The 14,250-nt window shown below is 38.4% G+C and carries 18 protein-coding genes; all 18 read left to right on the forward strand.

Annotated elements, in window-relative coordinates:
• The first annotated feature begins 8 nt into the window (after window positions 1-8).
• The 18 genes from hslV to fliL all read left to right on the forward strand — a co-directional run bounded on the left by hslV (window position 9) and on the right by fliL (window position 14,250).
• Window positions 9-548: an ATP-dependent protease subunit HslV gene (hslV, locus tag ACXYMX_RS02180; protein WP_459042574.1), complete on the forward strand. Its 540-nt coding sequence runs from the start codon at window positions 9-11 to the stop codon at window positions 546-548.
• A 2-nt stretch (window positions 549-550) separates the two neighbouring features.
• A complete protein-coding gene (gene hslU / locus ACXYMX_RS02185; RefSeq protein ID WP_459042674.1) occupies window positions 551-1,948 on the forward strand; it encodes an ATP-dependent protease ATPase subunit HslU in 1,398 nt (465 codons plus the stop codon).
• A gap of 86 nt (window positions 1,949-2,034) precedes the next feature.
• On the forward strand, window positions 2,035-2,811 hold the full coding sequence (codY, locus tag ACXYMX_RS02190) for a GTP-sensing pleiotropic transcriptional regulator CodY (RefSeq protein ID WP_459042575.1): 777 nt from the start codon (window positions 2,035-2,037) through the stop codon (window positions 2,809-2,811).
• 393 nt (window positions 2,812-3,204) lie between these two features.
• A complete protein-coding gene (flgB, locus tag ACXYMX_RS02195) occupies window positions 3,205-3,597 on the forward strand; it encodes a flagellar basal body rod protein FlgB (protein WP_459042576.1) in 393 nt (130 codons plus the stop codon).
• Between the two features lie 2 nt (window positions 3,598-3,599).
• Window positions 3,600-4,061, forward strand: coding sequence for a flagellar basal body rod protein FlgC (gene flgC, locus ACXYMX_RS02200; protein WP_459042675.1), 462 nt, complete (start codon window positions 3,600-3,602; stop codon window positions 4,059-4,061).
• Between the two features lie 29 nt (window positions 4,062-4,090).
• Window positions 4,091-4,399: a flagellar hook-basal body complex protein FliE gene (fliE, locus tag ACXYMX_RS02205; RefSeq protein ID WP_459042577.1), complete on the forward strand. Its 309-nt coding sequence runs from the start codon at window positions 4,091-4,093 to the stop codon at window positions 4,397-4,399.
• 62 nt (window positions 4,400-4,461) lie between these two features.
• A complete protein-coding gene (gene fliF / locus ACXYMX_RS02210; RefSeq protein WP_459042578.1) occupies window positions 4,462-6,054 on the forward strand; it encodes a flagellar basal-body MS-ring/collar protein FliF in 1,593 nt (530 codons plus the stop codon).
• Between the two features lie 14 nt (window positions 6,055-6,068).
• On the forward strand, window positions 6,069-7,082 hold the full coding sequence (gene fliG, locus ACXYMX_RS02215) for a flagellar motor switch protein FliG (protein WP_459042579.1): 1,014 nt from the start codon (window positions 6,069-6,071) through the stop codon (window positions 7,080-7,082).
• On the forward strand, window positions 7,075-7,845 hold the full coding sequence (fliH, locus tag ACXYMX_RS02220) for a flagellar assembly protein FliH (protein WP_459042580.1): 771 nt from the start codon (window positions 7,075-7,077) through the stop codon (window positions 7,843-7,845). The genes fliG and fliH overlap by 8 nt, the downstream gene beginning before the upstream one ends.
• A gap of 6 nt (window positions 7,846-7,851) precedes the next feature.
• On the forward strand, window positions 7,852-9,183 hold the full coding sequence (fliI, locus tag ACXYMX_RS02225) for a flagellar protein export ATPase FliI (RefSeq protein WP_459042581.1): 1,332 nt from the start codon (window positions 7,852-7,854) through the stop codon (window positions 9,181-9,183).
• Window positions 9,180-9,632 (forward strand): flagellar export protein FliJ, encoded by a 453-nt coding sequence (gene fliJ, locus ACXYMX_RS02230; RefSeq protein WP_459042582.1) that lies wholly within the window; start codon window positions 9,180-9,182, stop codon window positions 9,630-9,632. The genes fliI and fliJ overlap by 4 nt, the downstream gene beginning before the upstream one ends.
• Before the next feature lies 1 nt (window position 9,633).
• Entirely contained in the window at window positions 9,634-10,209 is a 576-nt protein-coding gene (locus ACXYMX_RS02235; protein WP_459042583.1) for a MotE family protein, read from the forward strand.
• A 38-nt stretch (window positions 10,210-10,247) separates the two neighbouring features.
• Window positions 10,248-11,486 (forward strand): flagellar hook-length control protein FliK, encoded by a 1,239-nt coding sequence (locus ACXYMX_RS02240; protein ID WP_459042584.1) that lies wholly within the window; start codon window positions 10,248-10,250, stop codon window positions 11,484-11,486.
• 2 nt (window positions 11,487-11,488) lie between these two features.
• A complete protein-coding gene (gene flgD, locus ACXYMX_RS02245) occupies window positions 11,489-12,160 on the forward strand; it encodes a flagellar hook assembly protein FlgD (protein ID WP_459042585.1) in 672 nt (223 codons plus the stop codon).
• Between the two features lie 19 nt (window positions 12,161-12,179).
• The gene (locus ACXYMX_RS02250) at window positions 12,180-12,560 is read left to right on the forward strand and encodes a TIGR02530 family flagellar biosynthesis protein (RefSeq protein WP_459042586.1); all 381 of its coding nucleotides are present in this window, start codon (window positions 12,180-12,182) and stop codon (window positions 12,558-12,560) included.
• 82 nt (window positions 12,561-12,642) lie between these two features.
• On the forward strand, window positions 12,643-13,512 hold the full coding sequence (gene flgG / locus ACXYMX_RS02255) for a flagellar basal body rod protein FlgG (protein ID WP_459042587.1): 870 nt from the start codon (window positions 12,643-12,645) through the stop codon (window positions 13,510-13,512).
• Between the two features lie 101 nt (window positions 13,513-13,613).
• The gene (locus tag ACXYMX_RS02260) at window positions 13,614-13,835 is read left to right on the forward strand and encodes a flagellar FlbD family protein (RefSeq protein ID WP_459042588.1); all 222 of its coding nucleotides are present in this window, start codon (window positions 13,614-13,616) and stop codon (window positions 13,833-13,835) included.
• Window positions 13,825-14,250 carry a flagellar basal body-associated protein FliL gene (gene fliL, locus ACXYMX_RS02265; protein WP_459042589.1) on the forward strand — a complete coding sequence of 142 codons (426 nt, stop codon included), beginning with the start codon at window positions 13,825-13,827 and terminating at the stop codon, window positions 14,248-14,250. Before ACXYMX_RS02260 ends, fliL begins: the two co-directional genes overlap by 11 nt.

Consider the following 14,250-nt stretch of genomic DNA (forward strand, 5'->3'; position numbering starts at 1 on the left):
ATGATTTTATGGAATTCCATGCAACGACAATCTTTGCAATTCGTCATAATGGCGCTTGTGCAATGTCTGGTGATGGTCAAGTGACTGTTGGCAACTCAGTCGTCATGAAACATACTGCGAAGAAAGTCCGCAGATTATTCAACGGCAAGGTCTTAGCTGGTTTCGCAGGTTCTGTAGCAGACGCATTTACACTTTACGAGTTATTTGAAGACAAATTAACGGAGTACAATGGCAATCTTCAGCGTGCAGCAGTAGAACTTGCAAAAGAATGGCGTGGAGATCGAATACTGCGCAAACTTGAGGCGATGTTACTTGTCATGGATAGTGAACAGTTGTTGCTTGTCTCGGGCACAGGAGAAGTTATTGAACCCGATGATGGCGTGCTTGCTATAGGCTCAGGAGGGCATTACGCTCTCGCTGCAGGTCGTGCGCTCAAGAAGTATAGTGCTGATACGTTATCTGCACCTGAGATTGCTCGTGCTGCTTTAGAAACAGCTGCTGAAATATGCGTATTTACAAATGACCAGATTATTGTGGAGGTACTCTAATGATAAAAAGGCATGAATATACACCTAAAGAATTAACTGCTTATCTAGATCGATATATTATTGGTCAAGACAATGCAAAAAAAGCAGTCTCAGTTGCCATTCGGAATAGGTATAGAAGAAGTCTTCTCTCTGACGAAGAGAAAAGTGAAATTATTCCAAAAAATATTCTGATGATTGGACCAACAGGCGTAGGGAAGACTGAAATCGCAAGACGAATTGCGAAGCTTGTAAATGCTCCATTCCTTAAAGTCGAGGCTACCAAATTTACTGAAGTAGGTTATGTAGGTAGAGATGTCGAATCGATGATTAGGGATTTAGTTGAGGCAGGGGTTCGAATTGTCAGAGAAGAAAAGCGTGAATCCGTCAAAGAACAAGCTGCAAAATTGGCAGAAGAACGTATAGTTGATTATCTTGTTCCAAAAAAGAAGAAAAGTGGCGGCATGCCAAATCCATTTGAAATGCTCTTTGGTCAAAAAGCCGAAGAAGAGGAACCGGATGAAGCTGCGGAAGCTGAAGTGGCTGAAAAACGATCTACTATTGCGAACAAACTTCGCTTAGGTGAACTTGAAGAAGAGACAATTACGGTAGAAGTCACTGCGCAAGCTCCTTCACTCTATGATGCCTTTCAAGGGTCGGGTATGGAACAGATGGGAGCAAACATGCAAGATGCTATCTCCTCACTGATGCCGAAAAAAACTACTCAGCGAAACTTAAAAGTGAAGGATGCACGTTCATTTCTTGAAAGTGAAGAAGCTGATAAGTTAATTGACCATGATGAGATTGCAAGGCATGCAATAGAATTGACAGAGCAGACAGGAATTATATTCCTTGATGAAATGGATAAAATCGCCAGTAGTGGTGGTGGTAGTTCCTCTGCAGATGTATCTCGTGAAGGTGTACAACGCGATATTTTACCAATTGTAGAAGGTTCTACTGTTTCGACAAAATACGGGACGATTAAAACAGATTATATTTTATTTATAGCGGCTGGAGCTTTTCATACAGCTAAACCTTCTGATATTATCCCTGAGTTGCAAGGTCGTTTTCCAATAAGGGTTGAACTCGATAAACTTTCCAAAGCTGATTTTGAAAGAATCTTGAAAGAACCAGATTTCTCACTAATCAGGCAGTACGAAAAGTTGCTTGCTACTGAAAATGTTGTAGTTGATTTCACAGAAGAAGCGATTAGTAAAATTGCTGAAATTGCATTTGATGTGAACGATAATACTGAAAATATTGGTGCAAGACGTCTTCATACGATTTTAGAAAAGTTGTTGGAGGAATTATCTTACGAAGCTGCTGAAATCGGCCCTGCAACGATAAAAATTACACCGACATATGTCGACGAAAAACTACAAGATATCGCAAAAAACAAAGATTTGTCACAATTTATACTATAACTAAAACATTTTAGTTTATTTAATGATTGAAAACCTTTAGAATATTCTTATAACATGATCGCAACTATTTTGAGGAGGAAGAAATAATGACATTACTAGCTAGAACACGTGAAATCAACGCAATGCTACAAGAATCTGCAGGAAAACAAGTTAATTTTAAAGAGATGGCAGCTAAGTTAAGTGGAGTAATTGAGTGTAACTCATTTATTGTTAGCCGAAAAGGTAAATTACTAGGAGTAGAAATACACCAACAAATCGAAAATGACCGCATGAAAAAAATGTTCGAAGAGCGTCAGTTTCCGGAAGATTACACGAAAAGATTATTTGATGTAAATGAAACATCATCGAATTTGGACATTGATAGTGTTTATTCTGCATTCCCAGAGGAAAATAAGGAACTGTTTAAAGACGGTTTAACTACAATTGTACCTATCATTGGTGGGGGAGAACGTCTAGGTACTTTGATCCTTGCGAGAATGTCTGAAGATTTCCAGGATGATGATCTTATTCTTGCTGAATATGGTGCAACTGTAGTTGGAATGGAAATTTTACGTGAAAAATCAGAAGTTATTGAAGTAGAAGCACGAAGCAAAGCAGTTGTTCAAATGGCTATTAATTCACTTTCTTACAGTGAGCACGAAGCAATTGAACACATCTTTAAAGAACTTGATGGCAATGAAGGTTTACTTGTAGCATCGAAAATTGCCGATCGTGTAGGTATTACACGTTCTGTAATTGTTAACGCGCTTCGTAAACTTGAAAGTGCAGGAGTTATTGAATCTCGTTCGTTAGGAATGAAAGGTACTTACATCAAAGTATTGAACAATAAATTCCTAGAAGAACTTGAAAAGCAAAAATCATAAGATACGTATAATAGGCCTTCTCATTAGTTGATTTTCGACTTTGAGATGGCCTATTTTTTTTGATGAAAATTTATTACTTATGGAGTGCGTTCACAAATCTGTAATATGTATTTGGAAAAGGTAATTTGTACTGACCCTGCTATAAAATAGATACCTAAAGCATGACGTAATATTATTAATAAACAATAAGAAATGAATAGTAATCTAAAGGTAATGCAAATAAAAATTAAGAGTAATAGTTCGATAGAAATAGGAGAGTTAGAACTAGATAAGATTGTCTGATAAGGATAGACAAAGTTCTCCAAAATCCGCTACAATAGAGGTACTGTGTAAATAGGTAGTGTATAGGTTAAGGATTTCGCTATACTTAAAAAATGAAAATGAGGTGGAAACATGAATCTTTTCGGTAAGAGTATTTCAGTTCTTGAAAGTGGGTTAAATTATTCCGCAACGAAAGGGAAAGCCATCTCTCAAAATATAGCAAATATCGACACGCCAAATTATAAGGCGAAAAATGTTACCTTTCAAGATGTCTTTCGAACAACTAAAGCGAATGAATTCCAAGCATATAAAACGGATAGTCGACATATTGATTTTGAAAGTCGAGGAACACAATCAAACGCGTTTAGTTATTCAAATCTAAACTTTCGACATAATGGTAACGGTGTCGACATGGATAAGCAACAAGCTGATCTAGCTGCAAACCAAATTTATTACAATGCAGTGGTTGATCGTCTAAACGGGAAATTCAATTCTCTGCAAAATGTAATTAAAGGAGGTCGCTAATCATCTCTATATTCCACAGTTTAAACATATCCACTTCAGCTCTGACTGCACAACGACTCCGAATGGATGTCATCTCATCTAACATGGCAAATGTCGATACGACTCGAGGGAAAATGGTGGATGGGGAATGGCAACCTTACAGACGCAAAGTAGTTTCATTTGCTCCTCGTGAAGGCCAATTTTCATCCATGTTAAATATAGCAATGGGAAAAACAACTAAAAACTCTGTAGGAAATGGTGTGGAGGTTTCTCGAATCAGCGAAGATACTGACACGCCTTTTAAACTTGTCTTCGATCCAGAACACCCCGATGCAAATGAGCAAGGTTATGTTGCTATGCCAAATGTTGACCCACTTAGGGAAATGGTTGATTTAATGTCTGCTACAAGATCTTATGAGGCGAATATAACAGTACTCAATGCGAACAAGTCAATGTTAATGAAGGCATTAGAAATTGGGAAATAACGAATCCAAAAGAAAAGGAGTTGTGCTAAATGGCCATTCAATCACTTTCAAATAGTTTGCCTATCGCAAATTTAACAAATTCTGAAAATCAAGTGAAACCAACATCATATGAGGCTCAGCAAAAGTTCGGTGCATATTTAAAAGATGCACTCAATAGTGTAAATACACAACAAATACAATCGGATACTTTGACGCAAAAGCTTGTAATGGGAGAAAATGTGGACCTTCATGAAGTAATGGTTGCGGCACAAAAAGCTTCAATTAGTCTGAATGCTACGATGGAAATGAGAAATAAAGTTATTGAAGCTTATCAGGAAATCATTCGGATGCCTGTTTAATTTATTGGCTAACTTCAAACAGGTATTGAGTCTTGAATTATGGAGCGGACCGGAGGATTATGATGAATGAAAGATTTTCAAAGACTAGAGCGGATGTAATGACGTTTTGGTTAAGTCGAACAAAAAAACAAAAAAATACATATCTCGTATCTTTGCTGTCTATTTTTATAATAGCAGGAATATTGACATTTTTTTTATCAAGGACAGAGTATGTTTCATTGTATCAAGACGTGTCCTCTGCTGAAATTGGCAGAATAAAAGAACAGTTGGATAGCCAAGGTATACCTAGTAAAGTTGCGCCGGGAGGTACATCGATACTAGTCCCTAAGAAACGTGCAGATGAACTACGCGTTACACTGGCAGCTGCTGGTTTTCCCAACTCAGGAACAATCGACTACTCTTTTATCACAGACAAATCAGGTTTTGGTATGACCGATAACGAGTTTAGAGTTATGAATCTTGCAGCACTTCAAAACGAACTCGGGAACATGCTAAAAGGCATTGAAGGGGTTAAAGATGCCAATGTAATGTTGACATTGCCTACACAAAGTGTTTTTTTAAACGACACAGTTCAGCAGGCGACGGCGGCAATTGTATTGAAGACGAACCCAGGGCATCAATTTACCGAGCCGCAAATAAATGCGCTATTTAATCTAGTGTCGAAAAGTTTACCCAATCTTGCTAAAGAAGACATATCTATTATGAATCAATACTCAGAGTACTTCGACTTAACGGATGCCGATAAATTAACTGGTCCTAGTATCACAGATCAAATGGCTGTTAAAAAGTCGATAGAACGTGATATTCAAAGGCAAGTTCAGATGATGCTTGGAACGATGATGGGACAAGAGAAAGTCATAGTTTCCGTTACGACAGACATTGATTTTAAACAAGAGAACAGAGAAGAATCATTAGTCACTCCAGTCGACGAGGAAAATATGGAAGGAATTGCGCTTAGTGTCCAGCGGATTACTGAATCATTTACTGGAAATGCGCCCGTGACGGGTGGAATTCTTGAAGGACAAGACCCAACAGATAACGGAACAGGTTATATGGAGGGGGGATTCTCTAACGGCGATTATGAAAAAATTGAAGAAACGATAAATAACGAAGTAAATCGTATCAGAAAAGAAATTATTGAGAGTCCTTATAAAGTAAGGGATATAGGTATACAAGTGATGGTGGAACCTCCCGTTGCAGATGATGTAGCTTCCATGCCTGCAGAATTACAAGATGATATTGAACAAATTCTAGCAACTATTATTCGAACGTCTATTGACAAAGAAGCTGCAGGTCCACTCTCTGAGGCCGACTTAAGCGAGAAAATAGTCGTTTCGGTACAGCCGTTTAATGGTAAAGTAAGTGATTTTGAATCACCAAATTCCATAATACCTTGGTGGATATACGTTGTTGGAGGAGTTTTATTACTAATTATAGTACTTCTTGTCGTTGGTTTAATTAGAAACAAAAGACGTGCAGAGGCTGATGAAGAAAAGCTTATTATTGAAGAACAGCAACAGGTATTTGATATAGAAGATATCAATGTGGAGCTAGAGACCGAAGGTACGCTTAGAAGGAAGCAGCTTGAAAAGATGGCGAAAGATAAGCCAGAAGAATTTGCAAAGCTACTTCGTACATGGATTACCGAGGATTAACGGAGGGATAGACGTTGGTTAAAAAAGAAAAACAAATGGCAGGCAAACAAAAAGCGGCTCTATTACTCATATCTCTCGGACCTGAAGTAGCAGCTTCCATTTATAAGCATTTAAGTGAAGAGGAAGTTGAGCGACTAACCCTTGAAATCTCTGGAGTCAAAAAAGTCGATACTGTCGTTAAAGATGAAATTATCGAAGAGTTTCATAATATTGCAATTGCTCAAGATTATATTTCGCAAGGTGGAATAGGTTACGCGAAAACAGTATTAGAAAAAGCACTTGGAAAGGATCATGCACAAGCGATTATTAATCGCTTAACATCCTCATTACAAGTTCGACCTTTTGACTTTGCTAGACGTGCAGATCCAAGCCAAATTTTAAATTTTATTCAAAATGAACATCCACAAACAATTGCTTTAATTTTATCTTATCTAGAAGCACAGCAAGCGGGTATTATTTTATCATCGCTGCCTCAAGAGGTACAAGCTGATATCGCAAAAAGGATTGCCACAATGGACTCGACTTCACCAGAAGTCATTAGCGAGATCGAAGCAGTGCTCGAAAGAAAGCTATCTTCGACAGTCACGCAAGACTTTACAGAAACGGGTGGCGTCGATGCGGTTGTTCAAGTGTTAAATGGAGTAGATCGATCGACCGAGAAGACGATACTTGATGCACTTGAAATCCAAGATCCAGAGCTTGCAGAAGAAATACGTAAGCGCATGTTTGTTTTCGAGGATATTGTTACATTGGACAATCGTTCTATACAGCGAGTTATTCGTGATTGTGAAAATGAAGATCTCATATTATCACTAAAAGTGTCGAGTGAAGAAGTTCAGGAAATATTATACAAAAACATGTCGCAACGAATGGCTGAGTCATTTAAAGAAGAAATCGAAATTATGGGACCCGTTCGATTGCGTGATGTAGAAGAAGCACAATCTCGCATTGTTACAATAATTAGAAGGCTTGAAGATGCTGGTGAAATAATTATTGCCCGTGGTGGAGGGGATGATATCATTGTCTAACGTAATCCGTTCACTGAACAAAGTGGTGTACAAAGGAGAAACGCGGCAAATAGGTATTCGGAATCTGCATGTTAATCAAAAGGACAGTGCTCAACAGGAACTGACTGTTCAAGATGTTCTTGCTGAACGAGATCATTTGATGAGTGAAGCATACCGTTCCTTAGAAGAAGAAAAGCTCGCTATTGAAACTATGAGGTTAACTGCAACAGAAGATATTGCAGCTATGCATAAGGCTTGGGAAGATGAAAAGCCGAAATTAGAGCAAAAAGCATATGACGAAGGCTTTCAGACGGGATACGAAGAAGGTAGAAAAAAAGTCACTGCAGAAATGGCTACATCCGTTTCCCTTGCAAACCAAACTACTGTGCTTTCTGAAAAGAATGCCAATGAATATATCGCTGAAAAAGAGCGTGTCATTCTTGAAATCGCCATGCAATCCGCTGAACGAATTATCGGTCTAAAACTTGAAGAAGACGAGGAAATATTTTTGTCGGTAGTTCGAAGAGCAATTAAAGAAGTTCGTGAAATGAAAACAATCAAAGTATACGTGTCAACGACGTACTTTGAACTGGTTTCAAACAATCGGGATGAACTTTCAGCTATATTTCCGCCTGAAGTACCCTTCTTATTGTTTGTTAATGAAGACATTGAAGCGACAGAATGCTTTATAGAAACGAATCATGGACGAATCGTAGTCGGTATTGATGACCAATTAAATGAGTTAAGAGAACAACTTATTGAACTCTTGGAAAATGGGGGCTAACAAGCCATGAGAAAAGCGGAAGAATTGACCGAATATATACCTAAACTTAATACGTTTAAAAAATTCGGTCGTGTTGTCCGCGTCGTTGGGCTAATGATTGAATCAGAAGGTCCAGAAAGCTCAATTGGTGATGTTTGCCACATCCATTTAAATAACTCAACAAAGGAAAATTCAATAATGAAAGCCGAAGTAGTCGGCTTTAGAGAAGAGATAGTCATTTTAATGCCTTATATGAATATTCGTGATATATCAAGTGGCTGTCTCGTTGAAGGGCTCGGTAAACCGCTAGAAGTTAAAGTGGGTATGAATTTGATTGGAAAAGTTCTTGATTCGATGGGAAATCCAATGGATGGAAGTCAACTTCCTAGCGGTCTAACAACAGTTCGAACAGATCAGGATCCTCCCAATGCACTAACGCGGCCACCGATTAATGAAAAGCTTTCTGTCGGGGTCAAAGCGATTGACGGGATGTTGACTGTAGGTAAAGGCCAACGTATTGGGATATTCGCAGGTTCTGGTGTTGGAAAAAGTACATTGCTAGGAATGATTGCTCGTAATACAACTGCGGACCTAAACGTAATCGCTTTGATTGGAGAACGTGGTCGTGAAGTTAGGGAATTCATTGAACGTGACCTTGGACAAGAAGGGTTAAGTCGTACAATTGTAATCGCAACAACATCGGACCAACCAGCATTAATGAGAATAAAAGGTGCTTTTACCGCAACAGCAATCGCTGAGTATTTTAGAGATAAAGGGTTAAACGTTATGTTGATGATGGATTCTGTTACCCGGGTAGCAATGGCTCAGCGTGAAATTGGTCTTGCAGTTGGAGAACCGCCCGCAACAAGAGGCTATACGCCATCGGTCTTTGCCATTTTACCTAAGTTGTTAGAACGGACAGGGACAAATCAGTATGGATCAATCACAGCCTTTTACACAGTACTCGTCGACGGTGACGATATGAACGAACCTATCGCAGATGCAGTTAGAGGGATACTGGATGGTCATATTGTACTTGATAGAACGCTTGCAAATAAAGGTCAATACCCAGCAATAAACGTATTGAAAAGTGTTAGTCGATTAATGAACCACATAGCGGAACCGAATCATGTTCGCTCAGCAGAAAGATTAAGAGAATTGTATTATACATTCGATAAATCTGAGGATTTAATTAATATCGGTGCCTACAAAAGAGGAACATCGAAAGAAATTGATCGAGCAATAGAATACGAACCGATCATTACGAAGTTTTTAAAACAAAACTATCAAGATAATGTTCCGATTGATGAAAGTATAGAAGAACTCATCTCACTTGGTATGGGTGGTGAACAATCGTGAAGGCCTACAATTATCGATTTGAAAAAGTTCTAGCTTTTCGAGAGCAAGAAAAAGTAGAGACAGAATCCGAATATAAAAACACAGTTGATGCTTTTGAAGCGGTAGCTACTGATCTTTACGAGTTGTTAAAGCAAAAAGAGAACACAATTAGCAAGCAGCAAGCCCACCTTGAAACTGGCTCTACGATAAATGAAATTCATTATTATGTCCGTTTCATAGAGAGTTTAGAAAAAAACATTCACACGACTCAGCAAAAAGTAATTCAAGCTCGTTCTAAGATGAATTGGTATGAAGATAAATTATTGGAGCGAACAATCGAAGTCAAAAAGTTTGAAAAGATGAAAGAAAATGATCGCGAAAATTATCGTACTGAAATGGAGTATCGAGAGGCGGGTTTACTCGATGAATTATCGACATTGAAGTTCCGCGGAAGAGAAAATGGGTGGTAATGTGGCGAAAAAAGAAAAGTCCTCTGGAAAGTTCTTAACAATCATGCTCTTTGTCTTAATTCCAGTGTTAGCGGTTTCTGCAGTCCTCCTTATTATTGCGAAATTCACTGATGTGAATGTATTCGACAAAGTAAAAGAAATGACTTCTGAATTACCCTTTGTCGATGGGCAATCAAAAGACGATGGGACTGAGGGAACTGATAACTTAATACTAGAGGAACGGGTAGTGGATTTACAGGCCGAAATAAAGGAAAAAGAGGCACAGCTATTCAAACTAGAGCAGGAATTAACGCTTTCAGCAGAAGAAAAACAAGAACTAATGCTTAAGCAAGAAGAATTACTTTATGAAATCGAACTGCTGAGTTTAGAAAAGGATGATACGAAACGGAAATTTACAGAAATCGTTTCGACCTTTGAAAAGATGTCAGCAAAATCTGTAGCACCAGTAATTGTGAAAATGGATGATACCGAAGCGGTTCGTATCTTAACTAGTCTCAAGCCGGACACACTTGCTGCCGTTCTAGAAAAGATGACACCAGATGATGCAGCGAAGTATACGTCGATTATGTCAAATTGACTAGAACTTAAATAAAGTACTTTAAAGGAGGTGAAAAAATGAATATAGCAGTATCTTTAGGTGCAACTCAGACTTCACCAAATCGTTCTTTACAAGGAAACTCATCCGGGACATCGAGTTTTGGAACTGTTTTTAATAGTGTTAGGTTGGGTGAGAATCCAGGAATGCCTGTGTCTTCGCCGGATGGAACATTGGAAGAGTTGGCATCTACAATTCAGTCGATAGTCAAGGCATCGTCTATTGAAGAAGTTCAGCAAATTCTAAACGTTCAAGTGAATGGTGATACAGATTCCGATATTTCGGCAATAGAAGATTTGGAGTCATTATTTGGTGGAAATTATGGGGGAGTCATAAAGAGTATATTAACATTCCTGGAAGAAAGTGGCGCAGAAGTCAATAGTACAGAGTATATGAACGATTTCTGGTCTATGTTGAATACAATTGAAGATGTAGCACCACGATTTTTTGATACGCTTCTTGCATCTTTGCAAGGCGAAGGTAATGTCACTGCGGATCAAGCAGTAGAGGTACTGGCTTATTTAAAAATTGCTGTCCTTGAAGCCCCGAAGATGGATCTACTTACAAGTCAAGAACAACAATTATTTAGTCTTCAAAGATTTTTACTAGGTGCAAGTGAACAGCTAGAAAATAAGGTGAATGCATCATCAACGAAACGTTTGGGATCAGTAGCCTTTTTAGAAACACATCGGACAGTGAATTTTTCAGTTCATGTAGATTCTGAAAAACGAGATGCTAATCAAAGCGCCAAAGACTCATTCGTACTGAATGCAATTACAGGAACACAATTAACTGCAAAACCTGAAATATCATTTACTGAAATGGAAAATCGGGCTACTAGTCGTAATGAAGCGTTGATGAAAGAAATGCAGCAAATTTTCAACCGTTCTAATTTTGGACAAACCCCTGGAACGAACAGGCTACTTATTAAACTCTACCCAGAGCATTTAGGGCAAATTCGTATCGAATTACTACAAGTAAATGGCATCATGACTGCACGAATACTTGTTTCTACAGCCTTAGGAAAAGAAATGCTTGATAGTCAATTACATCAATTAAGGGCAGCATTTTTACAGCAAAACTTACAAGTTGAGCGAATTGATATCTCTCAAACATTACAAAATGCTTCAAGGGAAGAACGTAACCAAGAATTCAACCAACATTTTAGACGAGAGCATGAAGATTCAAATGAGCATCAAGAACAGTCCCAGGAAGAAGAAATGACGTTTCAAGAATACATGATTGAGTTGGAGGCGTAGAAATGCCTATTGAAGGACAAAAAGCTATTTCAGGTTCGGATTTTCTACTTAACAAACAACGTGACGATCGAAAGACGGGTGATGGTACGCTCGGTAAGGATGACTTCATGAAGTTACTCATTGCTCAGTTGCAAAACCAAGACCCTACGAATCCGATGAAAGATAATGAATTCATTGCACAAATGGCTCAATTTTCAGCGTTAGAGCAAACAACGAACTTAGCAAAGTCGTTTGAAAAATTTGCAGATGCTCAAAGTCAATCGCAAATGATACAATACACAAGTTTTGTTGGAAAGAATGTTCACTGGCATCAATTAAAAGTAGATGCGGGGGGCAATTCAATTACAGGTGAAGACGGCAAACTGGAAGTTGAAGAGGGTACGAATCAAATTATCTCTATAAAATACGACAATGGTGATATTAAATTCTTATTGGATAATGATAAAATCATTACACCTGGGAATATTTCAGAAGTGAAAACAGATGGTGGTGGCAATACAAACAATCTTGTTGACGCCAGTATGCTTATTGGGAAGACAGTAGGTTACACCGATGGAGAAGTTGAGAAAACAGGAAAAGTTATTGCAGTGTCTAACAAAGGTGGAAAGTTGGAGTATATTTTAGAAGGCGATATTCGTGTTGAAAGTAAAAACTTCACCACAATTAGTGCTTAAATAAGAACGGAGTGAATGTATGGATAAGATAAACCTTCATCGCATTCCATCTCAACCTCTTATTCAGCAAGCGCAATCAAAACGCGCGGTGCAAAATCCAAAACATTCGTTTTTAGAGCATTTAAACGATGCAATACAGCCAGTAGAACTAAAAGTCAGCAAGCATGCAGCAGATCGTTTAAAAGAACGTAATATTCAAATATCGGATGCGGATTGGGTAAGAGTTAAAGATATGGTGAACGATGCGAAAAACAAGGGAGTAAAAGAATCACTTGTTCTGATGGACCAAGCAGCACTCATAGTCAGTGCAAAAAATTCAACAGTAATTACAGCAATGGATCGCATGGAAGCAAAAAATCAATTATTTACAAATATTGATGGAACAATTGTACTTAGTTAATCTGGCAGGACCTTTTTAGGATGCCACGTACCGCTGACTGATAGATGCGGTACACTCAAAATCGAGAGGGGAAAATTATTTTATGTTACGCTCAATGTACTCAGGTATCTCAGGTCTACGGAACTTTCAAACGAAGTTAGATGTTATTGGAAATAATATTGCCAATGTAAATACGTACGGATTTAAAAAAGGACGTACTGTTTTTAAAGATTTGATATCACAAACAGTAGCTGGAGCATCAGGAGGTAATGATACAAGAGGAGGAGTGAACCCGAAACAAGTAGGATTAGGTTCGCAAATATCTGCAATCGATACTCTTCATACTGGAGGTTCTACACAGTTTACTGGAAATACACTAGATCTTGCCGTTGCAGGAGATGGCTTTTTCCAAGTTGGAGAAATGAGTGGAACTGCACTGGGGAATGTTCAGTATACGAGAGCTGGAAATTTTTATATGGATAAGAGTGGTCACCTAGTAGATGGTAGCGGAAAATATTTAGTTGGTGTTGGGGGAAGAGATCCATACCCTGCAGCAACAACTGACGATGCAATACCTACAGCTACACTAGGAACAAATACAAGGATATTGATACCTACAACGGCTCAAAGTATGAGTGTTGCCCAAGATGGAGCGGTGTCGTTTGTTGATGAAAATAGTAACTTAAGATATGCTGGCCACCTTGTACTCGCAAAGTTTCCAAACCCTGGAGGAATGGAGAAGGTTGGAAGTAACTATTTTCAACAGTCTCCGAACTCTGGTACAGCGTTAGTTAATATTCCGACTCAAGGTGGAATTGGGAATGTGGAATCTGGTTTCCTAGAAATGTCGAACGTTGACCTTGCGGAAGAATTCACGGAGATGATTGTCGCACAACGTGGTTTTCAAGCGAATACTAGAATTATCACTACATCTGATGAAATCTTGCAAGAGCTTGTGAATTTAAAACGATAATCTTCTTAAATTAGTATTCAAGCAACGGTATAAGATTCGCTAACATAGTTTTCACAAAAAAAGGAGGGTCGGGCCGGCTCTTTAAGCCCGGCCCCTTACATATGATACAGGTCGCAAGTTTGAATGGTAAGGTTTTCACGTTAAACGCTCTTTATATTGAAAAGGTAGAGACATTTCCCGATACTACCATTACACTTACAACGGGAACGAAGTATATCGTTCTCGATTCCGCTGATGAAGTAGTCGGTCGAATTACAGAATTTTATAAGACGGTTCAGTTGCTGTCAAATCCGCATTTCCGAGGTGAAAGAAATGAAGAATAAAGTATTAACAATTACCCTCATTATACTTGTTTGTCTTACATTGGTAGGAATAATTTTCCTTGCCTTATACTTAACTTTCAATAAAGAGGAAAAAGATACGGAACCGACAATCGATCAAATTATTGAGGCTTCCGTAGATATAGATGAAATCACTACGAATCTATCAGGTAGACAATTTATTCGAATTTCTCTAAAAATACAAACGGATAATCCAAATGCTGCCGATGAGTTGAAGAAACGTGAATTTCAAGTTAAAAATATAGTTATTCAAGAATTATCTGAAATGACGCCTCAAAATCTTGAAGGTAAAGCAGGTAAGCAGGCTTTCGAAGACTCGTTAAAGTCTTACTTGAATCCGCTTATGCAATCGGGTGAAGTGGAACGTGTGTATATTGTGTCCTATATTATTCAGTAA

It is taken from the genome of Sporosarcina sp. CAU 1771 (genome assembly GCF_054482775.1).

Excerpts from the sequence above, each read along its gene's own strand:
- fliE (WP_459042577.1), top strand. The coding sequence starts at position 4,091 with ATGGCCATTCAATCACTTTCAAATAGTTTGCCTATCGCAAATTTAACA.
- fliF (WP_459042578.1), top strand. The coding sequence starts at position 4,462 with ATGAATGAAAGATTTTCAAAGACTAGAGCGGATGTAATGACGTTTTGG.
- fliL (WP_459042589.1), top strand. The coding sequence starts at position 13,825 with ATGAAGAATAAAGTATTAACAATTACCCTCATTATACTTGTTTGTCTT.
- flgB (WP_459042576.1), top strand. The coding sequence starts at position 3,205 with ATGAATCTTTTCGGTAAGAGTATTTCAGTTCTTGAAAGTGGGTTAAAT.
- fliI (WP_459042581.1), top strand. The coding sequence starts at position 7,852 with ATGAGAAAAGCGGAAGAATTGACCGAATATATACCTAAACTTAATACG.
- ACXYMX_RS02240 (WP_459042584.1), top strand. The coding sequence starts at position 10,248 with ATGAATATAGCAGTATCTTTAGGTGCAACTCAGACTTCACCAAATCGT.
- ACXYMX_RS02260 (WP_459042588.1), top strand. The coding sequence starts at position 13,614 with ATGATACAGGTCGCAAGTTTGAATGGTAAGGTTTTCACGTTAAACGCT.
- ACXYMX_RS02250 (WP_459042586.1), top strand. The coding sequence starts at position 12,180 with ATGGATAAGATAAACCTTCATCGCATTCCATCTCAACCTCTTATTCAG.
- hslV (WP_459042574.1), top strand. The coding sequence starts at position 9 with ATGGAATTCCATGCAACGACAATCTTTGCAATTCGTCATAATGGCGCT.
- codY (WP_459042575.1), top strand. The coding sequence starts at position 2,035 with ATGACATTACTAGCTAGAACACGTGAAATCAACGCAATGCTACAAGAA.
- flgG (WP_459042587.1), top strand. The coding sequence starts at position 12,643 with ATGTTACGCTCAATGTACTCAGGTATCTCAGGTCTACGGAACTTTCAA.
- flgD (WP_459042585.1), top strand. The coding sequence starts at position 11,489 with ATGCCTATTGAAGGACAAAAAGCTATTTCAGGTTCGGATTTTCTACTT.